Raw genomic sequence first — 24,386 nt, 5'->3', positions numbered from 1 at the left:
CGCGCGCCCGCCCGCGCGCCCGCCGGGCCCCCACGGCCGCGACCGCGCCGACGGCCGCGAACATGATGACCGCGTTGACGCCGCGGTTCAGGAGCAGCGGCACGATGCCGCTCTCGTCGGAGGTCTGGTCGATCGCGATGTAGAACCCGCCGATCGCCGCGCCCGAGCCGACGGCCATGAGGATGCCGCGGAGCGAGGGTCGCACGGCGCCGCGCTCGGGCACGAAGCCGACGAGCAGCACCGCGACCAGCGCGAGCCCGAGGCCCCAGTAGCCGATCGCCTCGAAGCGCTCGCCGGCCACGACGAGGCCCCAGACCACGGGCACGATCGCGGAGACCACGGCCGTCGTCGGCGAGAGGATGCTCATCGGGCCGATGGCGAGGCACGCGTAGAGCAGCCCGATGCCGACGCATCCGATCGCTCCCGAGATCGCACCCCAGAGCACGTCGTGGGCGTTCCACTCGCCGCCCAGGACGGGCAGGAGCGCGACGAGGAGCACGAATCCCGACAGGGCCGCGACCGCCGTCGCGAGCAGGGCGCTCACGCGCTTCGCGGCGAGCCCGCCGAGGAAGTCGGCGGCCCCGAAGACGAGGGCGCCCGAGAGCGAGAAGACGGCGGTCAGCACGAGCCCTCATGCTAGCGAGCGGATGCCTCGGCTGCCGCCGCCCCGATCGGCTTCGAGGTCGGGCCTCGCGGCCGAGGGGGCCGACGGGCCGCCGGGCCGCCGCCGCGAGGGTTGCGCGTGAATCACGATCGCCCTCGGAGCGCCAGCCCCTCGACCGAATTCGCTCATCTGAGCACCCTCGAAGGGGGCGCATGCTCGACTGCGCGGCATCCCGTGAACAAGTTGTGAAATCGGCCCCATCATTGGCCGGAACCCCTTGGCAGAGACCCAGCCGAATCATAGGCTGACGCGCAAAGCGGCCCCCGAGCGGGGGTGTTCGACTCGTGATCGCGAGCGAACGGCAGCGCGCGATGACGGCACGGACCCGTGGCCGAACAGCACGCGAGATGACACAGGGGAGCGTCATGCAGGGTGGTCGAACCGTCCAACGCCTTTCCGCCATAGCGGCCACGGCCGCCGGGGCATTGATCGTCGGAATGCTGGGGGCGCCACCCGCGCTCGCCGCGACCGACGGCTCGGGCGTGGTGATCAACGAGGTCTACGCGCGAGGCGGCAGCGCCAACCAGCCGTACACGAACAAGTTCGTCGAGCTCTACAACCCGACCGATGAGGCCGTGTCGCTCGCCGGGTGGTCGCTGCAGTACCGCTCGGCCGGCAGCACAGGTGCCGCCACCGGCGTCGTCGAGCTCAGCAAGTCCATTCCGGCCGGCGGGTACTTCCTCGTCCAGATGAAGTCGAACGCGGCGAATGGCGTCGCGCTTCCGGAGCCCGATCTGATCACGACGCTCGACCCGAGTGGAACGAACGGTTCGGTCTTCCTCGCCGATGTCGCGACCGCCGTCAACCCCGGCACCGGGTCGATCGTCGGCGCGGCGAACGTCGTCGACTACGTCGGCTACGGCACCTCCTCGAACTTCGAGGGCTCCGCCGCCGCCTACCCCGGCAGCAACTCGACCGCGGGCAGCATCTCCCGCACCGACGGCGTCGACACCGACGTCAACTCCGCGGACTTCGCCTTCAGCGCCACGCCGACCCCGCAGAACGCCGGCGGCGAGGACCCGACCGACCCGACGGATCCGACCGATCCCGAGCCGGTCGTGAAGACCATCGCCGAGGTCCAGGGCGAGGGCGACGTCAGCCCGCTCGTGGGCCAGTCCGTCACGGTCGAGGGCGTCATCACCGCCGACTACCGCACGGGCGGCTACAACGGCGTGACCATCCAGACTCCCGGGCCCGACACCACGTCCGGCGCCTCCGACGGCGTGTTCGTCTTCGGCATGCCCGCGGTCGGCGCGGTCGGCGACCTGGTGCGCGTGACCGGTTCGGTCAGCGAGTACTTCGGCCTGACCGAGATCACGACGAGCGCCACGGGCGTCGAGGTCGTGACCGCCGGCGCCGGCGTGCCCGAGCCGCAGCCCCTGCCCGACACCCTCGTCGGCGACGAGCGCGAGGCGCTCGAGAGCATGCTCGTCGCCCCGAGCGGCACCTACCTCGTCTCGAGCACCCACGAGATCTACAACTACGGTTCGCTCTGGATGGCCGCGGGCGAGGCCCTGCCGGTCAAGAGCACCGAGGTCCTCGACGCGGGCGACGAGGCGAACGCCGTGGCCGTCGCGAACCGCGGGCGGCTGCTGATCCTCGACGACGGCTGGAACAGCGCGGTCACCTCCGCAGCCCACCCGGCCGAGCAGCCCTACCTGACGAAGGACCAGGTCGTGCGCAACGGCGACCGCGTGATCCTGCCCTCGACGCCCTTCGTGCTGAGCTACGGCTTCAATGCCTGGCGCCTGCAGCCGACCGCGCCGATCGACAGCGAGAGCCCGGCATCCGTCAAGCCCACGTTCGAGACGCTGAATCCGCGGCCCGAGACGGCGCCCGCCGTCGGCGGCGACGTGCAGGTCGGCGTGTTCAACGTGCTGAACTACTTCACGACCCTCCAGAGCGAGAACTCCAACGCGCGCGGCGCCGAAACCGCAGCGGAGTTCGACCTCCAGGAGGAGAAGATCGTCGCCGCGATCACGGCGCTCGACGCCGAGGTCGTCGCACTCCAGGAGATCGAGAACTCGTTCAAGCTCGGCGAGGCCCGCGATGAAGCGACCGCGACGCTCGTCGCGGCCCTGAACGAGGCCGAAGGGGCGGATGTCTGGGACTACGTCCCGACGCCCGCGGTGCTGACGGCGGCGACGACCGACTACATCCAGAGCGCGATCATCTACCGCACCGACGCCGTCACCCCGAAGGGCGACGCGCAGACCGTGGTCGACGAGAGCGTGTGGGGCAACGCCCGCGAGCCCATCGGGCAGGTCTTCGAGCTGGAGAACGGCAACGACTTCTCGGTCGTCGCCAACCACTTCAAGTCGAAGAGCGGCTCGGGCACCCAGCCGGCCGACGGCCAGGGCTTCTTCAACGCCGACCGCGTGGCGCAGGCCGAGTCGCTCCTGACGCTCGCCGACTCGCTCGCGGCCGAGGCCGGCGAGGTGTTCCTGCTCGGCGACTTCAACTCGTACAGCGAGGAGGACCCGATCCAGGTCCTCACCGGCGCCGGATACAGCGACCTGCTGCCCGACCTCACCGACGACCAGTACACGTACACGTTCGACGGCGAGCTCGGATCGCTCGACCACGCGCTCGGCAACGCCGCGGCCGTGCAGGGCGTCACCGGCATCGGCCGCTGGGCGATCAACTCGCCCGAGTGGAGCGACCGCCAGTACGACAACGGCTCGCCCGACGACGGTTCGGTCTACCGTTCGAGCGACCACGACCCGACGCTCATCGGGCTCGACAGCTCGAAGCTCACCGACGTGGTCGACATCTCCGTGATGACGATCAACGACTTCCACGGCCGCATCGAGCAGTCGTTCCCGGCCGGCGGCGCAGCCGTGCTGGCCGGTGCGGCCGAATGGGTGCGCTCGCAGAACCCGAACACGGTCTTCGCCGCGGCGGGCGACCTGATCGGCGCCTCGACGTTCACGTCGTTCATCCAGAAGGACACCCCGACGATCGAGTCGCTCAACGCGGCCGGACTCGAGGTGAGCGCCGCGGGCAACCACGAGTTCGACCGTGGATGGGCCGACCTGCGCGACCGCGTGCAGGACGAGGCCGACTTCGAGTACATCAGCTCGAACGTCTTCCTCAAGGGCACCGACACGACCGCGCTCGCGCCGTACTACACGAAGGAGATGGAGGGGGTGACGGTCGGCTTCATCGGCGCCGTCACCGAGGACCTCCCGTCGCTGGTGAGCCCCGGGGGCATCACCGACCTCGATGTGCGTCCGATCGTGGAGTCGGTCAACGCGCAGGCCGAGAACCTCACCGACGGCGACCCCGCCAACGGCGAGGCCGACGTGCTGATCCTGCTCGTGCACGAGGGCGCCGCGACGGTCGCGATCGACGCCGCGACCGACAACTCCGTGTTCGGCAAGCTGGTCGCGGGCATCGACCCGTCGGTCGACGCGATCGTCTCGGCGCACACGCACCTGGCGTACAACCACGTCATCGACGGTCGCCCGGTCGTCTCCGCCGGCCAGTACGGCGAGCAGTTCGGGCTCATGTCGATCCGCTTCGACCCGAACACCGACGAGCTCGTCTCGATCAGCAACGAGCTGAAGCCGCTCACGACGCCGGCGCAGGTCGGGCCTCCGCCCGTGCCCGCGAAGGCCAACTACCCCGCCGACCCCGAGGTCGCAGCCATCGTCGCGCAGGCGAAGGCGGATGCCGCGGGGCCCGGTGCGGTCAAGCTCGGCGACATCACGGCCGACTTCAACCGTGCACGCGAGGCCAACAACTCCGAGGCCCGCGGCGCGGAGTCCACGCTCGGCAACTTCGTCGCCGACGTGCAGCTCTGGGCCGCCCAGCAGGACGGCGCTGCCGACATCGCGTTCATGAACCCGGGCGGTCTTCGCACCGACCTGAAGTTCGCGACGAACGCCGACGGCACCCCGAAGGCCCAACCCGGCGCCGTCACGTACGCCGAGGCGGCATCCGTGCAGCCGTTCGCGAACACGCTGTTCACGCAGACCCTCACGGGCGCGCAGATCACGCAGGTGCTCGAGGAGCAGTGGCAGCCCGCTGGTGCGGCACGGCCGTTCCTGAAGCTCGGCACGAGCGAGGGGCTGAAGGTCGTCTACGACCCCACGGCCGCGGCGGGTTCGCATGTCACGCACGTCTCGCTCGACGGGGTCGAGCTCGACCCCGCCGGTGAGTACCGGGTGGTCGTGAACTCGTTCCTCGCGACCGGTGGAGACAACTTCTCCACCCTCGGCACGGGCAGCGACCGCGTCGACACCGGCAAGGTCGACCTGCAGGCCATGGTCGACTGGTTCGCCGTCAACAAGACCGCCACGCCCGACACGGCGCAGCGCTCGGTCGGACTGGTGCTGCCCGCCCCGGCCGACGGCGTCGCGTACCAGCCCGGCGAGTCGCTCGACCTCGCGATCAGCTCGCTCGACTTCAGCACCAACGAGGTCGCCGCGGGTCAGGTCTCGGTCTCGATCGGCGGCATCGAGGTGGGCACCGCGGCCGTCGACCGCACGCCCGTCGTGACGACCGACGAAGGGGGTCGCGCCACGCTCACGGTCGCGGTGCCCGAAGGGCTGAGCGGCGCGACGACGCTCGAGATCGCGGTCGCCTCGACCGGCACCACGGTGAGCGTGCCGATCACGGTCGCCGAGACCACCGAGCCGCAGGCACCGGTCCGGACGATCACGGTCGGCGCACCGAGCAAGCTGCTGGTGCGTTCGGGCTCGTCGGTGACCTACAACGCGCAGGTCTTCGCGCTCGACGGGTCGAAGCCCGTCGGCACCGTCTCGGTGTACGACGGTTCGAAGCTCGTCGCGACGGTCGACCTCACGGCCGACGCGAAGAACGGTCGGGTCGGCATCACCGTGCCGAAGCTCTCGCGCGGCGTGCACCTGCTGAGCGCGCGCTTCGAGGGAACCGAGCCCTACACCGACTCGAGGATGTTCCAGATCCCCGTGCTCGCCTGGTGAGCCGACGGAGGGCGGCGGGCCTCGTGCCCGCCGCCCTTCGGCGTGTCCGGACTCGTCTAGGCTGGTGCGCATGACCTCGAGGTGGGCCCGCGTCGCGCGCGGCGGCGTGATCGCCGCGTTCGCGACGTTCGTCGCGGCCCTCTCGCACACCCTCGGCGGCGGCACCGCCCCGGGCGCCCTCGCCGTCGGGCTGTCGTTCGCGTTCTCGGCGCTGCTCTGCATCGCCGTCGTGGGCGCCAGGCTCTCCGCCGTGCGCACGGTGATCGCGGTCTCGACGACGCAGTTCGCCCTCCACGCGCTCTACTCGGTGCAGGGCGGTGGCGCCGTGCCGACCGCCGGCGGGCACCACCACCTCGTCTTCGAGCTGCCGTCGGGTGCGGCATCCGCCTCGCCGTTCGCCTACGACGCGTCGATGCTGCTCACCCACCTCGCCGCCGTCGTCGTCACGGTGCTCGCCATCCGACACGGCGACGCCGCGCTGCGCGCCTCGCTCGCCGCGGCGCTGCTGGCCGTGGCATCCGTCCTCCCCTCCGTGCCCGCGCCGGTCGTCGAGCGCCCCGCTCCGACGCCCTCGGGCTCGGGCTTCACGGCGCCCCGCGCGCTCGCGAGCCTGCTCCACCTCTCCGTGATGCGGCACCGGGGGCCGCCGCAGGGGTTCGCCGTCGCCTGACGTCCTCGTGACGTCCGATGCAGAGCGCCCGCGCAACCTGCACGGCCGACGGCTCCGAACCACCCTGTACCGCGCACGCCGACCGGTCGGTCGCCGGCGCACCCCACGAAGAGGAACAATCGCCATGTCCCGTACCGCACGCAACACCGCCATCACCGCGTCCGCCCTCCTCGGCGGCGCCCTGCTCGCGCTCTCCGCACCGCTCGCCGCGAGCGCCCACGTCACGGTCACGCCGAGCGGCACCGCCGCCGGCAGCTACACCGCGCTCACGTTCTCGGTCGGTCACGGCTGCGACGGCTCGTCGACGACGAAGCTGACGTTCGACATCCCCGACGAGATCGAGTCGGTGACCCCCACGGTGAACCCGAACTGGACCATCGAGAAGGTCGCCGACGGCGACCGCACGGGCCAGGTCGTCTACACGGCGATCACCCCGCTCCTCGACGGGTACCGCGACACCTTCGCGCTGCAGGTGCACCTGCCGGAGGATGCCGCGGGCACGACGCTCGAGTTCCCGGTGCTGCAGACCTGCGAGGTCGGCGAGACGAACTGGGCCGACCCGGTCGTCGAGGGTGAAGACGAGCCCGAGCACCCCGCGCCGAGCATCACCGTGACCGAGGCGGTCGCGGGCGACGGCCACGGCCACGCGGCCGCGACCGACGGCGACGAGGCCGAGGAGCACGACCACGAGGCGGATGCCGCGGCCGACGACTCGAGCGACACGGTCGCACGCGTGCTCGGCATCGGCGGTCTCGCGGTCGGCGTCGTGGGCATCGTGCTCGCGATCACCGCACGCCGCCCCCGCAAGGACGCGTGATGCGCGGCCGGCGCGGGTTCGGCCGCGCAGACCGGCGCCGAGCACGGGGCGTGGTGGGCGCCGCGGTGCTCGTCGCGGCATCCGCCCTGCTCGTCGCCGTGCCCGCGATGTCGGCCTCGGCGCACAACTACGTCGTCTCGACGACGCCCGCCGAAGACGCCGTCGTGACCGAGCAGCCCGGCCAGGTCTCGCTCCAGACGAACGACGAGCTGCTCGACCTCGGCACGGGCGCCGCGTTGCTCGTGCAGGGGCCCGACGGGCTGTACTACGGCGACGGCTGCGCGGTCATCGACGGGCCGTCGGCGGTCGCCGACGTCGATCTCGGCGAGGCCGGCACCTACACGGTGCTCTGGCAGGTCGTCTCGACCGACGGGCATCCGATCTCGGGCGAGTGGACCTTCGAGTGGCAGCCGGCCGACGGCGTGGCGCTCGGCACGGGCACGGATGCCCCCGCCTGCGGCGGCGACGCGGCCGGCTCGACCGCCGCCGACGACGGCGACGCCGAAGGCTCCGGGGGGTCCGACGAGGCCGGGGCGTCGTCGGTTCCGACCGACCTGCTGTGGCTCGGCGGCGGCGTGCTCGTCGCGGCCGTCGCGGCCGTCGCCACGTGGCTCGTGGTGCGGCGCAGGGCCTGAGGATGATCCGGCTCGCCTGTCGGGTGTGCTCGTTACACTCGACGGGTGAGCCGGAACCCCGAACCCTACGACGACGTCCCCTGGCCGGACGACGAGTTCGCACCGCCGCCCGACGACGCGTGGGTTCCGCCCGCCGATGAGGCGTGGGGCCCGCCGGTCGGCGGCGACGTCGTCGCGGCCGGGTCGGCCGAGGCCGGGCCCGCCGGCTACTCGGGTCCCGTCGTCGCGGCTCCGGCCAGGTTCGAGACGGCGGCCGAGGCGCTGCACACCGTGTTCGGCTACGACAGCTTCCGCGGCGAGCAGGCCGAGATCATCGCGCAGGTCGCCGGCGGCGGCGACGCGGTCGTGCTCATGCCCACGGGCGGCGGCAAGAGCCTCTGCTACCAGATCCCGTCGTTGCTCCGCGAGGGCACGGGCGTCGTGGTCTCCCCGCTCATCGCCCTCATGCACGACCAGGTCGACGCGCTCGTGCGCAACGGCGTGCGCGCGGCCTACCTCAACTCGAGCCAGCAGGCGTTCGAGCGCGCCGAGGTCGAGCGCGCCTACCTCGCCGGCGAGCTCGACCTGCTCTACATCGCGCCCGAGCGGTTGAACTCCGCGGCGTCCAAGCGCTTCCTCGCGAAGGGCCGCATCGCGCTGTTCGCGATCGACGAGGCGCACTGCGTGGCGCAGTGGGGCCACGACTTCCGCCCCGACTACCTCGCCCTCTCCGAGCTCGCCGAGCTGTGGCCCGACGTGCCGCGCATCGCGCTCACGGCGACCGCGACCGAGGCGACGCACCGCGAGATCACGAGCCGGCTCTCGCTCGACGGCGCCGAGCACTTCGTCTCGAGCTTCGACCGCCCGAACATCCAGTACCGCATCGCGCCGAAGTCCGAGGTGCGCAAGCAGCTCCTCGACTTCGTGCGCACCGAGGGGGTCGACGCCGAGGGCACGCCCGTCGCCGGCATCGTCTACGCCCTCTCGCGGGCGAGCACCGAGAAGCTCGCCGCGTTCCTCTCGCAGAACGGCGTGAACGCGCTGCCGTACCACGCGGGGCTCGACGCGGCGGTCCGCCGCCGCACGCAGGAGCGGTTCCTCCGCGAAGACGGCGTGGTCGTGGTCGCGACCATCGCGTTCGGCATGGGCATCGACAAGCCCGACGTGCGGTTCGTCGCCCACGTCGACCTGCCGAAGTCGGTCGAGGGGTACTACCAAGAGACGGGTCGCGCCGGCCGCGACGGCCTGCCGGCCACCGCGTGGCTCGCCTACGGGCTCCAAGACGTCGTGCAGCAGCGCCGCATGATCGACGAGAGTCCTGGCGACCTCGCGCACCGTCGGCGTCTGGCCTCCCACCTCGACGCCATGCTCGCGCTCTGCGAGACCGTCGAGTGCCGCCGGCAGAACCTGCTCGGCTACTTCGGGCAACCGAGCGAGCCCTGCGGCAACTGCGACACCTGCCTCGAGCCGCCCACCGCGCTCGACGGCACGGTGCCCGCGCAGAAGCTCATGTCGACCATCGTGCGGCTCGAGCGAGAGCGGCGTCAGCGCTTCGGCGCGGGCCACCTCATCGACATCCTGCGCGGCAAGCAGACGCCGCGGGTCTCCCAGTACGGCCACGATTCCCTCACCACGTGGGGCATCGGCGCCGACCTCTCCGAGCAGCAGTGGCGCGGCGTCGCCCGACAGCTGCTCGCCCAGGGGCTGCTCGCCACGCACGGCGAGTACGGCACCATCTCGGTGACGGATGCCGCGGCCGACGTGCTCGCGGGCCGGCGCAAGGTCATGCTCCGCGCCGAGCCCGAACGCGCGGTCACCCGACGCAGCGCGAAGGCCGCCGCAGCGTCGGCCGATCTCAGCCCGGCCGACGTCGAGCTCTTCGAGGCGCTCCGCGCGTGGCGCGCCGGCGAGGCCCGTGAGCAGGGGGTCCCGGCGTACATCGTGTTCGGCGACGCCACCCTCCGGGCGGTGGCCACGGCGAAGCCCCGGTCGGTCGCCTCGCTCGACGGCATCTCGGGCATCGGCGTCAAGAAGCGAGAGGCCTACGGCGAGGCGCTCGTCGCGGTGGTCGACGCGCACGCGTCGTAGCAGCGCGGGGCCGTTCCCGATTCATGCGCGGCATCCTGTGATCCGGGCCCGCCGCTCGCTACGATCAGGACTGCGGGAGCATTCGCCGTTCCCGGCTGAGAGCTCGGAGGTCGCCATGGCACAACACACCGCTCGTCCGGCCGGCGTCACGATCGTCGCCGTCATCGCCTGGATCTCCGGTGCGATCGACGTCGTGGTCGGCACGATCATGCTCTTCCAGGCGACCGCGATCGCCGTCGACCCGCAGTGGGGCGGCGCCGGCGCCGTCTACACGTCGGCGATCGTCTCGATCATCCTCGGCCTCATCACGATCATCGTCGCCGGCGGTCTTCTGGGCGGCAACACCGCGGCCCGGCTCATCGTCACGGTCGTGCAGGTGCTCTCGATCATCTCCTCCCTGTTCGTCGCCGTGGCGAACATGGGCAACCCGATCGGCGAATGGTTCAGCATCCTCGTCTCGCTCATCGTCGTGATCCTGCTCTGGACCAAGGCCGCAAGCCAGTTCTTCCGCGCCTGACGGCTCGGCGGCTCGGCGGCCGGGGGTCGAGGGGCGGGGAGCCGCTCGATGCCGACCCGCAGAAGCGCGCCCGATGGTGCGAAGATCACAACGTCCCGGCATCCGTTTTGTAGCTTCGTCACAGGCTGATCGGAGCCGTTGCGCCGTGGCTTTGTAGGCGCCGGATGCAGCGCTTCCCGCGTTCGGGCGCCCGTCGTACGTTGGAATGAGCTGACCGCTCCACACGAAGGACGAGACCGACGATGGTTGACACGGCATCCCGCACCACGAAGTCCGAAGACGCGACGACCCCCGCGACCGTTCCCGCGCGGCCCGCGCGGGAGGACGCCGCATCCCCGATCACCGCGCCCCCGAGCCGCGGCGCGACCGCCCCGCGCATCGACGTCGAGTCGCTCGGCCGCCAGCTCCTCGGCACCTGGGCCGACATCCGGCTCGAGGCGCGCAAGCGCGCGGCCGACCCCAAGCTGCAGCGCATCGAGGGCCAGTCGAAGGAGGAGCACCGCGAGCGCGTGCTCGGCCAGCTCAAGATCCTCGTCGACCAGGGCGCCGTGCACCGCGCGTTCCCGACCTCGCTCGGCGGCCGCGACGACCACGGCGGCAACATCGCCGCCTTCGAGGAGCTCGTGGTCGCCGACCCGAGCCTGCAGATCAAGTCCGGCGTGCAGTGGGGCCTCTTCGGCGCGGCCGTGCTGCACCTCGGCACCGAGTACCACCACGAGACGTTCCTGCCCGACATCATGTCGCTCAAGGTGCCCGGCGCGTTCGCGATGACCGAGACGGGGCACGGGTCGGATGTCGCGGCGATCGGCACGACCGCCACGTACGACGAGAAGAAGCAGCAGTTCGTGATCGACACCCCGTTCCGCGGGGCGTGGAAGGACTACCTCGGCAACGCGGCCGTCCACGGCACGGCCGCGGTCGTGTTCGCGCAGCTCGTCACGAAGGGCGTCAACCACGGTGTGCACGCGTTCTACGTGCCGCTGCGCAACACCAAGGGCGGCTTCCTCAAGGGCATCGGCGGCGAGGACGACGGCCTCAAGGGCGGCCTCAACGGCATCGACAATGGGCGACTGCACTTCACGAACGTGCGGGTCCCGCGTGAGAACCTCCTGAACCGCTACGGCTCGGTCGCCGAGGACGGCACGTACTCGAGCCCGATCGCGAGCCCCGGCCGACGCTTCTTCACGATGCTCGGCACCCTCGTGCAGGGCCGCGTCTCCCTCGACGGCGCCGCGACCGCGGCATCCGCCATGGCCCTGGCCATCGCCGTGACCTACGGCAACCAGCGCCGCCAGTTCAACGCCGCGAGCGACACCGACGAAGAGGTGCTGCTCGACTACCAGCGCCACCAGCGCCGACTCCTGCCCAAACTCGCCACGACGTACGCGCAGATCTTCGCCCACGACGAGTTCCTGGTGAAATTCGACGCCGTGTTCTCGGGGGCGGCCGACACCGACGACGACCGTCAGGATCTCGAGACCATCGCGGCCTCACTGAAGCCCCTCTCGACGTGGCACGCGCTCGAGACGCTCCAGGAGGCGCGCGAGGCGTGCGGCGGCGCGGGCTTCCTCGCCGAGAACCGGCTCGTGGGCCTGCGCCAGGACCTCGACGTGTACGTCACGTTCGAGGGCGACAACAACGTGCTGCTCCAGCTCGTCGCCAAGCGGCTGCTCACCGACTTCTCGAAGCAGTTCGCGAAGGCGGATGTCGGGGCCATGGCCCGCTACGTCGTCTCGCAGACGGCCGAGCGCGCGTACCACGGCACGGGCCTGCGCCGCCTCGGGCAGAACATCGCGGACCTCGGGTCGACCGCCCGCTCGGTCGCGGAGCTGCGCGACACCGACACGCAGCGCTCGATGCTCACCGACCGCGTCGAGACGATGGTGGCCGAGATCGCCGGGCGCCTGCGCGAGGCCCGCAAGCTCTCGAAGATCGAGGGCGCGGCGCTGTTCAACCGCAACCAGAACGAGCTCATCGAGGCCGCCCGCGCCCACGCCGAGCTGCTGCAGTGGGAGGCGTTCACCCGGGGCCTCGAGCGCGTCGCCGACGCGGACACGAAGCAGGTGCTCACGTGGGTGCGCGACCTGTTCGGTCTCGGCCTGATCGAGAAGCACGCCGCCTGGTACCTGATGAACGGGCGCCTCTCGCCCAAGCGCGCGCAGTCGGTGAGCGCCTACATCGACCGGCTGATCGAGCGCCTGCGCCCCCACGCGCAGGACCTCGTCGACGCCTTCGGCTACGGGCCCGAGCACCTGCGTGCGAACATCGCGTCGGGTGCCGAGCAGGAGCGCCAGGACGAGGCACGCGCGTACTACGCGGCCAGGCGCGCCGACGGCACGCTCCCCACCGCCGAGAAGAGCAAGAAGCGGTAGCGCTGCCCTTCGAGAAGGCCGGGTTCGTCGGAACCAGGCCTTCTCGCTGTCGGCCGGGCGCTCGACGGCGGGCGCGCGCTACTCGGTCGGGGGCTTCATGATGGCCCCGGTCGCGAGGCCCATGACCACGCCCGCGGCGAGCCACAGCCAGAAGCCCGTGAACAGGCTGATGACGACGCCGACGATGACGCCCATCACGAGGCCGACGATGAGCTGCTTGCGGCGCGCGGGCGAGAGGGACTTGGCCATGCGCCAAGCCTACGTCGGGCGCCGGCCGGCCCCGAACCCGCGGCTCAGATGAGCCCGAGAGAGCGCACGGCCTCGCGCTCGTCGGCCAGTTCGCCGACGGATGCCGCGATGCGGTGCTCGGCGAAGGCGTCGACCTCGAGCCCCTGCACGATGCGCCACTCGCCGTCGACGGATTCGACGGGGAACGACGAGACGAGGCCCTCGGGCGCGCCGTAGGAGCCGTCGGAGACGACGGCCGCGCTCGTCCACCCGTGCTGCGTGCCCTGCACCCAGTCGCGCATGTGGTCGATCGCGGCGCTCGCCGCGGACGCGACCGAGGACGAGCCGCGCACTTCGATGATCTCGGCCCCGCGCTTGGCGACCCTCGGGATGAACGTGTCGACGAGCCACTCGCGGGCGACGTCGACGCCGCCGAGACGGGCGGCGAGCAGGGCGGGCACGGTCTCGCCGTCGATGGTCGCGTGCGAGACATCCGGGAACTGCGTCGCGGAGTGGTTGCCCCAGATCGTGACGTCTCGGAGCGTGCCGACCGTGGTGCCGAGCGTCGCGGCGAGCTGCCCGAGCGCGCGATTGTGGTCGAGGCGGGTCAACGCCGTGAAGCGCTCGGCCGGGACGTCGGGGGCGTGCGAGGCGGCGATGAGCGCGTTCGTGTTCGCCGGGTTGCCGACCACGACGACGCGGATGTCGTCGGCCGCGCCCGCGTTGATCGCCGCGCCCTGCGGGCCGAAGATGCCGCCGTTCGCCGCGAGGAGGTCGCCGCGCTCCATGCCGGCCGTGCGGGGTCGGGCGCCGACGAGCAGCGCGAGGTTCGACCCGGCGAAGGCGGGCGTCGCGTCGTCGTAGACGTCGACCTGGTGCAGCAGCGGGAACGCGGCATCCTGCAGTTCGAGCGCCGCGCCCTCGGCCGCGCGCACGCCCTGCGGGATCTCGAGGAGGTTCAGCCGCACCGGAACGTCGGGGCCGAGAATCGCGCCCGAGGCGATGCGGAACAGCAGGGCGTACCCGATCTGACCGCCCGCGCCGGTGATGGTGATGGTGACCGGTTTCACGCTCATGGCTCGAGCCTACGCCGCGAACCGCGACGCCGGACGACCCGCAGCGGGCGGCCCCGCCGCGGCCCGCGGCGGCGCGGCATCCGGCCCGCCCCGGCCGCGCTCGTTACCGTGGGGCCATGAGAGACCTGTATCCGGAGATCGAGCCGCTCGAGACGGGCATGCTCGATGTGGGGGACGGACAGCACATCTACTGGGAGATCTCGGGCAACCGGGAGGGCAAGCCCGTGGTGTTCCTGCACGGTGGGCCCGGTGGGGGCACCAGCCCGGCGCATCGGCGCCTGTTCGATCCCGAGCGCTACCGCATCGTGCTCTTCGACCAGCGGGGCTGCGGGCTGTCGATCCCGCACGCGAGCGAACCCGCCGCGGATCTCTCCTCGAACACGACCTGGCACCTCGTCGCCGACATCGAACGGCTGCGAGTGCACCTCGGCGTCGAGCGCTGGCAGGTCTTCGGCGGCTCGTGGGGGAGCGCGCTCGCGCTCGCCTACGCCGAGACCCACCCCGAGCGGGTGACGGAGCTCGTGCTGCGCGGCATCTTCACCCTGCGCAGGCAGGAACTCGACTGGTTCTACGAGGGCGGGGCGTCGGCGGTGTTCCCCGACCTCTGGGAGGACTTCATCGCCCCCGTGCCGCTCGCCGAGCGGACCCACCTCATCGAGGCCTACGGCCGGCTGCTCGACGACCCGAATCCCGACGTGCACCAGTCGGCGGCCATCGCGTGGTCGCGGTGGGAGGCCACCACGATCACCCTCCTGCCGCAGATCGAGACGATCGCGAAGTTCGTCTCGCCCGAGTACGCGACCGCGTTCGCGCGCATCGAGAACCACTACTTCCGTCACGGCGGCTGGTGGGAGGACGGCCAGCTGATCCGCGACGCGCACCGGCTGGCCGGGATTCCGACGGTCATCGTGCAGGGCCGCTACGACATGTGCACGCCGGTCATGACGGCCTGGGACCTGCATCGCGCGTTACCCGAGGCCGACCTGCGCATCATCGGCGATGCGGGGCACGCGTTCGACGAGCCCGGGATCCTCGACGCGCTCGTGGAGGCGACCGACCGGTTCGCGGGCGCGAGGTACTCGTTCGACGACGAACCGATCGATGCCGGTGGCGTCGCCGACGAGCCTGAGCCCGAGCCCGAGCCGCAGGCAGAGCCCGAGTCCGCTGAGCCCGAGTCCGTCGAACCTGAATCCGCCGAGTCCGAAGACGCCATCGAGAGCGAATCCGCCGAGCCCGCCGACGACACGGCCGAGCCCGACGACACGGCCGAGCCCGACGACACCGCCGAGCCCGACGACACCGCGGGCGAGAAGGGCGACGAACCCGCGTCATGATCGGCGGGGTCGGGCGTCTCTCCAGATGAGGCACGCGATCGGCGTGCCGAGATGGACTGGAGTCGAAGATGCCTCGCACGAGCGCCCCTACCGCCCCGCACCGTGAGTTCTTCCAGGCGGTGGGCCTGGAGGAGAAGGTCGAGGCGGCCTGCACCTGCAGCCGCGGAGTCGATCACTGGTACACGCGGCCCGGCGGCCCCGTCGCCCCCGCGGGCGGTGCGAAGGGCGACCGGATCACCGCACGGCCGCGGCGATCGCCTGCCCCAGCTGCACCGGCTTCGTGAACTGGGGCCAGTGGCCGGTGGGCAGGTCGATGTAGGCGACCTCGCGGACGCGCGCGAGCTCGCGGGTGAACCCGGCGTCGGCCGCGATGAAGTCGACGAGCGTGGAGCTCGGGAACTCGCAGGCGATGACGGTGACGGGAACGTCGTAGCGGCGGTCGTCGCGGAGCACGAGCGGGTCGGTCGCGACGCGCACCGGCTCGGGCACCGCCCGAGCGCGGAATCTCGCACGCAGGTCGTCGTCGAGGTCGACGAGGTCGGCGTCGTCGAAGTCCTGCCATTCGGGCAGCGGGATCTCGCCGTCGACGACGGGCAGTTCGTCGTTGATCGCCTGGCCGTCGGCGAGCGGGCCGGCGTCGACGTAGACCACCCGGGCGACGCGGTCGGGGCGGGCGTCGGCGACCCCGTGGGCGACGGCGCCGCCGCCCGAGTGCGCGACGAGCACGACCGGCTCGGCGAAGGTGTCGACGAGTCGCACGACGGCGTCGATGTGGTCGCGCAGGCCGATCTCGCGGCGGTCGGCGTCGACCGACTCGAGCCCGGGCAGCGTCACGGGGTGGGGGCGGTGCCCGGCCTCTTCGAGGATGGGGACGACGTCGCCCCACGACGCGGCGTCGAGCCAGAACCCGGGGATGAGGATGATGTCCATGTCCTCGAAGATACGTTCGACCTCCGACATCCGCCCGTCGCGAGCACGACGATGCCGAGCGCCAGGATGGCGAGTCCGAGCACGGATGCCGGCGCCAGGGTCTCGCCGAGCACGACGACGCCGAGCAGCCCCGCGGTCAGCGGTTCCGCGAGCGTGAGCGTGGCCACGACGGCCGGCGCGAGCCCCGAGAGCCCGACGCCGAAGAGCACGTAGGCCAGGGCGGTGGCGACGAGCCCGAGCCAGAGCGCCATGGCGAGGCCGGCGTCGGTGGCGAGCCACGAGGCATCCGTCGCCAGCAGGATCGGCAGACTCGCGACCGCGGCGGTGCCGAAGAGCGCGCCCATGCTCCCGGTCGGGGTGAAGCCCCGGTCGAGCAGCTGCTTCGCGGAGAGCGTGTAGACGGCGTAGGAGGCGCCGGCCCCGAGCGAGGCGAGCAGGCCGAGCGGGCTGGCCGCGGCCTGCGTCGAGTCCGACGCGAGGGCGAGCACCGAGACGCCGGCCGTCGCGATCACGGTCGCGACCAGCCAGCGGGTGCCCGGATACCGGCGCCGCAGCGCCCAGTCGAGGGCGCCGGTGATGACGGGGGCGGAGCCGAGCGCGACGACCGTGCCGACGGCCACGCCGTTCGCGGCGGTTCCCGCGAAGAACGCGGGTTGGTAGGCGAGCACGCCGAGGGCGCCGACGAGCACGACGAGGAGGGAACCGAGCGGATGCCGCGGAGCGCGCGCCGCCGGTTGCGGCCGCGTCGGGGCATCCGCTCGCCCGTCCCCTGGTCGCCGGGACCGCCGCACGAGCAGGCTCGCACCCGCGATGAGGGCGAGGGCGCCGCCGCCGATGAGGATGCGCGCGGCCCCGACGGAGAGCGGGTCGGCGTCGGGGCCGAGCGCCTGCGCGGTTCCCGTGGTGCCGAAGCACACGGACGCGAGGAGCACGGCCACGACGAAACGCATGCACAGATTGTTCCACAATTTGGCGGAGCGTGCCCCGGACCGTCTCGCGGCGGACGCTCGTGCTCCGGAGGCCGTGGCCGTGGGCGTGGCCGGCACCCGCCCGACGGGCCGGTAGGCTCACATGCGTCGCCCGCGAAGCCGCGTGGCGGAGCCCCCGGCCCGCCGACCCGACGCGCCGCTCGCAGCCGCGACATCCGTCGACCCAACGGAGGAACCCGTGCGTGCCGTGCTCTTCACCGCCTTCGGCGAGCGACCCGAACTCGCCGACGTGCCCGAACCCGACTGCCCGCCGCGGGGCGCTGTCATCCGGGTGCGGGCGACCGGCGTGTGCCGCAGCGACTGGCACGGCTGGATGGGCCACGACGACGTCATCGCCCTCCCGCACGTGCCCGGGCACGAGTTCGCGGGCGAGATCGTCGAGCTCGGTTCCGAGGTCGCCCCCGACTCCGGCTGGGCCGTCGGCGACCGGGTCACCGCGCCGTTCATCTGCGCGTGCGGGCGCTGCGCCGAATGCCTCGCCGGCAACGAGCAGGTGTGCGACGCCCAGTCGCAGCCCGGCTTCACGCGGTGGGGCTCGTTCGCCGAACTCGTCGCGATCGACGAGGCCGAGCTCAACCTCATCCGCCTGCCCGACGCCCTCGGCTTCGTCGAGGCCGCCTCGCTCGGATGCCGCTTCGCCACCGCCTACCGCGCCATCGTCTCGCGCAGCCGCCTCGCGCCCGGCGAGCAGATCGCGGTGCACGGATGCGGCGGGGTCGGCCTCTCGGCGATCATGATCTCGGTCGCGGCGGGCGTCACGGTCTACGGCGTCGACGTGTCGGACGCCGCACTCCAGGCCGCCGAGAAGCTGGGCGCCGTTCCCGTGCGCGGCGGCGAGGGCGCCGCCGAGCGCATCCTCGAGGCATCCGGAGGCGGGGTGGATGTCTCGGTCGACGCGTACGGCAGCAGCGAGACCTCGTTCGCCTCGGTCCGGAGCCTCAAGAAGCGCGGACGCCACGTGCAGATCGGCCTCATGGTCGGCACCTCGGCGCTCGCCGCGATGCCCATGGACGCCGTCATCGCGGGCGAGCTCGAGATCCTCGGCAGCCACGGCATGGCCGCCCACGAGTACCCGTCGATGCTCGACGCCGTGGCGTCGGAGTTCTTCCGGCCGATCGAGCTCGTGGGCCGGCGCATCGGCCTCGACGAGGTGCCCGACGCGCTCGCCTCGATGGGCGCCGGCGCGGCCGGGTCGGGCATGACGGTCGTCGAGCTGTAGCGGCGGGTCGCGAGCCGGGCGGGCTCGGGGCCCGAGCTCCGGCGCCCGGGGTCAGCGCTGCGCGCCGTCGGTCAGAGCTGCGCGCCGTCGATGCCGAACGTGTCGCAGGCCGTCGGCCCCTGCTCGTACCCGACGGTGAACCAGCGCTGGCGCTGCTCGCTCGTGCCGTGGGTGAACGTGTGCGGGCTGACCTGCCCCTGCGTCGCCTCCTGGATGCGGTCGTCGCCGACGGCGGCGGCCGCGCTCAACGCGTCGGCCACCTCGGCGACCGTCGGCTGCTGCAGGAACGGCACCCCGTCGTCGTCGCGCGTCTCGGCGGCGGCGCCGACCCATGCGCCGGCGAAGCAGTCGGCCTGCAGTTCGGTGCGCACGCTGTTCGAGGTCGGGCCGGTCTGCCCGTCCTGCGCGGCCTGCAACGTGCCGGCGAGGTTCTGCACGTGGTGACCCCACTCGTGCGCCACGACGTACATCTGGGCGAGCGAGCCGCCGCTCGCGCCGAACTGCGACTCGAGCTCGTCGAAGAACGTCACGTCGACGTAGATGATCTGGTCGGGCGGGCAGTAGAAGGGTCCGGTCGCGCTCGTCGCCGAGCCGCAGGCCGTGGACACCGACTGGGTGAACAGCGCGAAGTCCTGGGGCGCGGCGTAGTCGATGCCGAGTTCCTGGGGTGCGGCGGCCGCCCAGTAGTCCTCGAGCGACGCGGCGGCGCCGCGCATGCGGCAGTCGACGCGCTCGTTCGCGTCCTGCCCGGTGAGGCACTGCTCGATGCTCGTGTCGGGCGCCGACTCCTGGCTCTCGCCGCCGCCGAGCAGGCCCGTCAGGTCGACGCCGAGCAGCTGCGCGACGATGACGAGGGCGACCACGCCGAGCCCGCCGCCGACGGCGATGCCCGTGTTCCGTCCGCGCTTGGAGGTCTTGCCGCCGCTGATGTCGGCGTTCGGGTTGAACGTCATGTTCCGAAGCTACTGCACCGGCCCGCGGCGTCCGCGCGCCGTCTGCCCGGTGGGGCTGCCGAAACCCGCGCGCCCGCGCCAGAATGGGCGCATGGATCCGATCGCGGCGCTCGAGGAGATCGCCTTCCTGCTCGAGCGCGACCGGGCCTCGGCGTTCAAGTCGAAGGCGTTCCGCAAGGCGGCGGGCATCATCGGCGACCTCCCCGCCGACGAGCTCGCCGAACGCGTGCGCGACGGACGCCTGAAGCGCACCGCGGGCATCGGCGACACCACGTTCGGCGTGATCTCCGAGGCGGTCGGCGGCGCCGTGCCGAGCCACCTCGTCGCGCTGCGCGAGCAGGACGGCCCTGCCGCGGGCTCGGTCGAGGGGCTCCGCGCGAAGCTCCGCGGCGACCTGCACAGCCACACCGACTGGTCCGACGGCACGACGCCCATCTCGACGATGGCCCGCGCCGCGGCATCCGTCGGCCTCGACTACCTCGTGGTCAGCGACCACTCGCCGAACCTCACGATCGCCAACGGGCTCAGCGTCGAACGCCTCCTCGACCAGCTCGACGTGATCGAGCGGCTGAACCGCACCCCGGCCGAGACGGGCGACGGCCGCGGCATCCGCCTGCTCACCGGCATCGAGGTCGACATCCTGCTCGACGGATCGCTCGACCAGGCCCCCGAGATGCTCGAACGGCTCGACGTGGTCGTCGCGAGCGTGCACTCGAAGCTCCGCACCGAGTCGAAGGAGCTGACCGAGCGGATGCTCCGTGCCGTCCGCAACCCGCGCACGAACGTGCTCGGGCACTGCACCGGCCGTCTGGTCGAGGGCTCGCGCGGCACGCGCCCGCAATCCACGTTCGACGCGAGGGCCGTGTTCGCCGCCTGCGCCGAGCACGACGTGGCCGTCGAGATCAACTCGCGCCCCGAGCGGCAGGACCCGCCCGACGACCTCATCGCGCTCGCGCTCGACGCCGGATGCCGCTTCTCGATCGACAGCGACGCGCACGCGCCGGGGCACTTCGCGTTCCTCGAGCTCGGGGCCGCGCGCGCGGAGGCGAGCGGGGTGCCCGCCGAGCGCATCGTCAACACGTGGCCCGCGGAGCAGCTGCTCGAGTGGGCCGCGCGGCGCTGAGCTGCGGCGCTCGCGTTTGCACTCGCGCTCGCAGGGCGCTCACGTGCGCGCAACCTCGGCTCGCGGCATCCGCTCGCGTTCGAGATGCAGGAAACGAGGACGCATCCTCGCTGTCAGAGGGGGATGGGTCCTCGTTTCCTGCAACCGTGACTCGGATCAGGGCGTCTGCACCGCCGACACGACCGCGTCGACGTCGTTGGGGGATGCCGCGAGTCCGGCCTGCTCGAGCCGCTCGCGCACCATGCGCTGCAGGTCGTCGACGTGCCCCGACAGCAGGTCGCCGCGAACCTGCTCGACGACGCCCTCGAGCCGCTCGCCGTCGTCGGCATCGGTGAGGCTGCCCTCCTGAACCGGTGCGGTGGTCGCGTCGGGCGTGGTCGCGTCGTGCTCGTGGTCGCTCATACGACGATGCTCGCAAGCGTGGGCGGCACGGCAAACCCCTTGACGCGGGCGGCGGCGTCGCCTACCGCGGCCCGCGACCGTCGACGCCGCCTGCGCGGCCGGCACGTCACGACGCGGTGCCGCCGGCCGCCCTCAGTCCGCCAGGAACTCCAGCAGCGCCGTGTTCACCTCGTCGGCGTGCGTCCAGAGCAGTCCGTGGGGCGCGCCCTCGATCTCGACCACGGTCGCGTCGGGCAGGCGCTTGGCGAACTCGCGCGCGGTCGCGTCGATCGGCAGGATCCGGTCGGCCGTGCCGTGCAGGATGAGCGCGGGCACGTCGATGCGTTCGATGTCGCCCCTGAAGTCGGTCAGCCAGGTGTCGACGCAGGCGGATGCCGCGTACCACGACGCCGCGGCGGCGACCTGCCAGCTGCCGCGCACGGCGTCTTCGGAGATGCGGGAGCCGAGGTTCTCGTCGAGGTTGTAGAAGTTCTCGAAGAAGCCCGTGAACCAGGCGAACCGGTCGCCGGTCGCAGCGGCCTTCAGGTCGTCGAAGTCGGGTGCGGCGCCCGTCGGGTTCTCGTCGGTCTTGCGCAGGTACGGCTCGAGGCTGCCGAGGAACGCCGCCTTCGACACGCGCTCGCTGCCGAACGCGCCGAGGTAGCGGCCGACCTCGCCGGTGCCCATCGAGAAGCCGACGAGGGCGACGTCGTGCAGGTCGAGCGTGTCGAGCAGCGTCTTCAGGTCGTTCGCGAAGGTGTCGTAGTCGTATCCGGCGATCGGCTTGCTGGACGCGCCGAAGCCGCGACGGTCGTAGGTGATGACGCGGTGGCCGGCGTCGAGCAGGGCGCGTTCCTGCTTCTCCCATGAGGCCCCGCTCAGCGGGTACCCGTGGATCAGCACGACGGGCGAGCCCGACCCGTGGTCCTCGTAGGCGAGCTGGATCGGGGCGGAGTTCTCGGTTCCGACGGTGACGAACGGCATGGTTCCCTGCTCTCGGTGACGTTGCTCGGGCGGATGGTGGCGAGGCCCAGTCCACCAGTCGCGGCGTCACCGGACAAGGGGGTTGCGAGACATCCGCTCGCCCTGCCGTCGACCCGCTACGGCGTGGAGTGCCCGCCGAACAGCGGCTTCTCGGGCGGCTTGCGGCCGGTCTCCTGCTCCCAGGCCTCGAGCTGCTGGGTGAGCGCCTTCGCGAGCTCGAACACCTGCTCGGGAGGGATGCGGATGCGGCTCACGATCTGCCCGGGCACGGCGACCGCCCTCGTGCCGTCGGCGTCCTCGACCTGCGAGGGCGGCTGGGTGAGGGCGACGTAGTCCATGACGAACACGTTCGGCGTGTGCCAGACGCGCGCGAAGTCGGCGAAGACCCCCTGCGCACGGTCGGCGGGCAGCTCGATCTGGAATCGGCGCGGAAGGTGGTCGTCGGTCATGGTGCCCCCTCGATTGCGGATGCCGGGACGCGCCGCCTGCGGACCGCGGCCGCCCCTGCCACGAACGAACCTACACGGCGCGCCGCCGGCGCGGTCGGCTTCGGCAGCGGTCGGACGGAGTCAGCCGACGGGCGCGGCCGATCCGTCGTCCGCCGCGAGCGCACGGATCAGCGATTGCGCGTCGTACGGCCCGCTGTGCCGGCGGCCGTTGATGAACAGCGTCGGCACCGCGGCGATGCCCATCACCTCGGCGTCGAGCATGTCGTCGCGCACCCGACCGGTGACCTTCGGGTTCGTGAGGTCGGCCTCGAACCGCTCGACGTCGAGGCCGAGCTCGCCCGCCAGGCGGAGGATGTCGGAGGGGCGCTGGTTCTCCTGATCGGCGAAGAGCCCGCGCTCGAACTCGAAGAACTTCCCCTGCAACGACGCGGCCTCCGCGGCTTCGGCGCCCGCGAGCGCGTTCGGGTGGTACTGCGTGAGCGGTGCGTGCCGCCAGACGTACCGCAGGCGGTCGCCGAGCTCGGCCTTGACCTCCTGGATCGATCCCGACGCCTTGAGGCAGAATCCGCACTGGAAGTCCCCGTACTCGACGATCGTGTACGGGGCGTCGTCGGGGCCGAACACGTGGTCGCGCTTCGGATCGATCGGCCGGGCGAGCGTCTGACCGGCGTCGAGGTCGGGGCGCGCGGCATCCGAGATCCTGAAGATCACCGTGGCGAGCACGAACGCGATGACGGATGCCGCGAGCACGCCCACTCTCGCCTCGTTCTGGGCGTTCTCGTCGGTGATCGCGAGGTCGACGATGAACAGGGAGATCGTGAAGCCGATGCCGCAGAGCGCCGCCCCGCCCGCGATGCGGTCGAGCGTGAGGCCCGGACCGAACTCCCCGATGCGCAGGACGCGCAGCAGCGCCGTCGAACCGAAGACGCCGATGAGCTTTCCGGCCACGAGCCCCGCCACGATGCCCCAGGTGAGCGAGGACGCGAGCGCGCCCGCCAGGATCTCGGGCGTGATGCGCACCCCCGCGTTCGCGAGGGCGAAGAGCGGCAGGATCACGTAGGCGACGTACGGCGCGTAGGCCGACTGCAGGCGCTCGTTGATCGAGATCGACTCGCGCAGGCTGTTCGCCGCAGCCCTGGCGTACTCGGTGTTCGGTGATTGCCGGAACGTGTGAGCGAGGTCGAGGGCGTGCTCGACGTCGCGGCGGTTGGGGCGGTACACGGGCACGAGCAGTGCGATGGCGACGCCCGCGAGCGTCGGGTGCACGCCCGAGGCGAGGAACGACATCCACACGATGACCGACAGCGTCGCGTACACCGGACCGCGGCCGCCCCGCAGGTACCGGGTGAAGTACACGCCCACGAGCCCGAGCGCGGCGATGATGAGCGGAGCGGGCGTGAAGTCCGACGTGTAGACCAGCGCGATGATGCTGAGCGCGCCGATGTCGTCGACGACGGCGAGGGCGAGCAGGAACACCCTCAGGCGCCCCGGCACGCGCGGGCCGATGAGCGCGAGGGCGCCCACGAGGAACGCGGTGTCGGTCGAGATCACGATGCCCCAGGCGTGCGCCTCGCCCGATCCGCCGGCGATGAGCAGGAACAGCGCGGCCGGAACGGCCAGGCCCGCGATCGCCGCGACCACGGGCACGACCGCGCGCGACCAGCTCGTGAGCTCGCCGATCGCGAACTCCCGGCGCACCTCGAGCCCGACGGTGAAGAAGAAGATCGCCATGAGCGCGTCGTTCACGAGGGCGTGCAGGGTGAAGTCGAGCTGGATGTCTCCGACGCCGATCGACAGGTGGGTCTCCCAGAAGCTCTCGTACGAACCCGTCGACACGTTCGCCCAGACGATCGCCGCGGCCGTGGCGACGAGCAGCAGGAGCGCGCCGATGCGGTTCTGCCCCACGTTGCGGATGCGCGCCGCGATCGACCGTCGGGTGCGACTGCGCGCCTGCACCTGCTCGGGGTCCGGCGAGCGCCCGATGATCGTGAGGTTCGTCATCGCCGAATTCTCGCGCGTGCACGGGCGG

19 protein-coding genes and 1 pseudogene are annotated in these 24,386 nt (G+C 72.0%); 10 read left to right on the top strand and 10 right to left on the bottom strand.

All coding sequences use genetic code 11. The annotated features are described in order from the left end of the window. Positions 1-625 (bottom strand): EamA/RhaT family transporter (locus tag GQQ92_RS13980; protein WP_156999913.1); only part of this gene is annotated, 625 nt, incomplete at its 3' end. 476 nt (positions 626-1,101) lie between these two features. On the opposite strand from GQQ92_RS13980, the gene GQQ92_RS13975 reads away from it, so the two are divergent. The 7 genes from GQQ92_RS13975 to GQQ92_RS13945 all read left to right on the top strand — a co-directional run bounded on the left by GQQ92_RS13975 (position 1,102) and on the right by GQQ92_RS13945 (position 12,691). Next, positions 1,102-5,613: an ExeM/NucH family extracellular endonuclease gene (locus tag GQQ92_RS13975; protein WP_232057705.1), complete on the top strand. Its 4,512-nt coding sequence runs from the start codon at positions 1,102-1,104 to the stop codon at positions 5,611-5,613. A gap of 70 nt (positions 5,614-5,683) precedes the next feature. Beyond that, positions 5,684-6,283 (top strand): hypothetical protein, encoded by a 600-nt coding sequence (locus GQQ92_RS13970; protein ID WP_156999911.1) that lies wholly within the window; start codon positions 5,684-5,686, stop codon positions 6,281-6,283. Between the two features lie 124 nt (positions 6,284-6,407). After that, entirely contained in the window at positions 6,408-7,100 is a 693-nt protein-coding gene (locus GQQ92_RS13965) for a YcnI family copper-binding membrane protein (RefSeq protein ID WP_156999910.1), read from the top strand. 50 nt (positions 7,101-7,150) lie between these two features. Continuing rightward, positions 7,151-7,735 (top strand): copper resistance CopC family protein, encoded by a 585-nt coding sequence (locus tag GQQ92_RS13960; RefSeq protein WP_197738269.1) that lies wholly within the window; start codon positions 7,151-7,153, stop codon positions 7,733-7,735. Between the two features lie 45 nt (positions 7,736-7,780). Further along, positions 7,781-9,802, top strand: coding sequence for a DNA helicase RecQ (recQ, locus tag GQQ92_RS13955; protein ID WP_156999908.1), 2,022 nt, complete (start codon positions 7,781-7,783; stop codon positions 9,800-9,802). Between the two features lie 115 nt (positions 9,803-9,917). Beyond that, complete coding sequence (locus GQQ92_RS13950) at positions 9,918-10,319, top strand: DUF7144 family membrane protein (RefSeq protein ID WP_156999907.1); 402 nt, start codon at positions 9,918-9,920, stop codon at positions 10,317-10,319. Between the two features lie 242 nt (positions 10,320-10,561). Next, positions 10,562-12,691 carry an acyl-CoA dehydrogenase family protein gene (locus GQQ92_RS13945; protein WP_156999906.1) on the top strand — a complete coding sequence of 710 codons (2,130 nt, stop codon included), beginning with the start codon at positions 10,562-10,564 and terminating at the stop codon, positions 12,689-12,691. Between the two features lie 78 nt (positions 12,692-12,769). On the opposite strand, the gene GQQ92_RS13940 is transcribed toward GQQ92_RS13945, so the two are convergent. Then, on the bottom strand, positions 12,770-12,940 hold the full coding sequence (locus GQQ92_RS13940; protein WP_156999905.1) for an HPP family protein: 171 nt from the start codon (positions 12,938-12,940) through the stop codon (positions 12,770-12,772). A gap of 44 nt (positions 12,941-12,984) precedes the next feature. Then, positions 12,985-13,995 carry a malate dehydrogenase gene (locus GQQ92_RS13935; RefSeq protein ID WP_156999904.1) on the bottom strand — a complete coding sequence of 337 codons (1,011 nt, stop codon included), beginning with the start codon at positions 13,993-13,995 and terminating at the stop codon, positions 12,985-12,987. Between the two features lie 116 nt (positions 13,996-14,111). Here GQQ92_RS13935 and pip point away from each other — a divergent pair. Continuing rightward, positions 14,112-15,068 (top strand): annotated as a pseudogene (gene pip / locus GQQ92_RS13930) (prolyl aminopeptidase); the annotation flags it as partial. Between the two features lie 495 nt (positions 15,069-15,563). Here pip and GQQ92_RS13925 read toward each other — a convergent pair. Together GQQ92_RS13925 and GQQ92_RS13920 are read right to left on the bottom strand one after the other, a co-directional pair. Further along, the gene (locus GQQ92_RS13925) at positions 15,564-16,259 is read right to left on the bottom strand and encodes an alpha/beta fold hydrolase (protein WP_156999903.1); all 696 of its coding nucleotides are present in this window, start codon (positions 16,257-16,259) and stop codon (positions 15,564-15,566) included. Next, positions 16,160-17,209: a DMT family transporter gene (locus GQQ92_RS13920; protein WP_156999902.1), complete on the bottom strand. Its 1,050-nt coding sequence runs from the start codon at positions 17,207-17,209 to the stop codon at positions 16,160-16,162. The genes GQQ92_RS13925 and GQQ92_RS13920 overlap by 100 nt, the downstream gene beginning before the upstream one ends. Before the next feature lie 217 nt (positions 17,210-17,426). On the opposite strand from GQQ92_RS13920, the gene GQQ92_RS13915 reads away from it, so the two are divergent. Then, on the top strand, positions 17,427-18,467 hold the full coding sequence (locus GQQ92_RS13915; RefSeq protein WP_156999901.1) for a zinc-dependent alcohol dehydrogenase family protein: 1,041 nt from the start codon (positions 17,427-17,429) through the stop codon (positions 18,465-18,467). A 71-nt stretch (positions 18,468-18,538) separates the two neighbouring features. On the opposite strand, the gene ypfJ is transcribed toward GQQ92_RS13915, so the two are convergent. Beyond that, entirely contained in the window at positions 18,539-19,420 is an 882-nt protein-coding gene (gene ypfJ / locus GQQ92_RS13910) for a KPN_02809 family neutral zinc metallopeptidase (protein WP_156999900.1), read from the bottom strand. A 91-nt stretch (positions 19,421-19,511) separates the two neighbouring features. Here ypfJ and GQQ92_RS13905 point away from each other — a divergent pair, with 91 nt between their 5' ends. Beyond that, positions 19,512-20,543, top strand: coding sequence for a PHP domain-containing protein (locus tag GQQ92_RS13905; RefSeq protein ID WP_156999899.1), 1,032 nt, complete (start codon positions 19,512-19,514; stop codon positions 20,541-20,543). Positions 20,544-20,699: 156 nt separating this feature from the next. On the opposite strand, the gene GQQ92_RS13900 is transcribed toward GQQ92_RS13905, so the two are convergent. The 4 genes from GQQ92_RS13900 to nhaA all read right to left on the bottom strand — a co-directional run bounded on the left by GQQ92_RS13900 (position 20,700) and on the right by nhaA (position 24,358). Beyond that, on the bottom strand, positions 20,700-20,945 hold the full coding sequence (locus GQQ92_RS13900; RefSeq protein WP_156999898.1) for a hypothetical protein: 246 nt from the start codon (positions 20,943-20,945) through the stop codon (positions 20,700-20,702). A 132-nt stretch (positions 20,946-21,077) separates the two neighbouring features. Beyond that, positions 21,078-21,908, bottom strand: a complete 831-nt coding sequence (locus tag GQQ92_RS13895; protein WP_156999897.1) for an alpha/beta fold hydrolase — start codon at positions 21,906-21,908, stop codon at positions 21,078-21,080. A 116-nt stretch (positions 21,909-22,024) separates the two neighbouring features. Continuing rightward, a complete protein-coding gene (locus GQQ92_RS13890) occupies positions 22,025-22,357 on the bottom strand; it encodes a DUF3467 domain-containing protein (RefSeq protein ID WP_156999896.1) in 333 nt (110 codons plus the stop codon). A gap of 120 nt (positions 22,358-22,477) precedes the next feature. Further along, on the bottom strand, positions 22,478-24,358 hold the full coding sequence (gene nhaA / locus GQQ92_RS13885) for a Na+/H+ antiporter NhaA (RefSeq protein ID WP_156999895.1): 1,881 nt from the start codon (positions 24,356-24,358) through the stop codon (positions 22,478-22,480). Between the last annotated feature and the right edge of the window lie 28 nt (positions 24,359-24,386).

The organism is Agromyces terreus (assembly GCF_009749465.1).
GTDB classification, from domain to species: domain Bacteria; phylum Actinomycetota; class Actinomycetes; order Actinomycetales; family Microbacteriaceae; genus Agromyces; species Agromyces terreus.
Note: the sequence above shows the minus strand (reverse complement) of the source record. Positions and strands in the feature narration are given on the sequence as shown.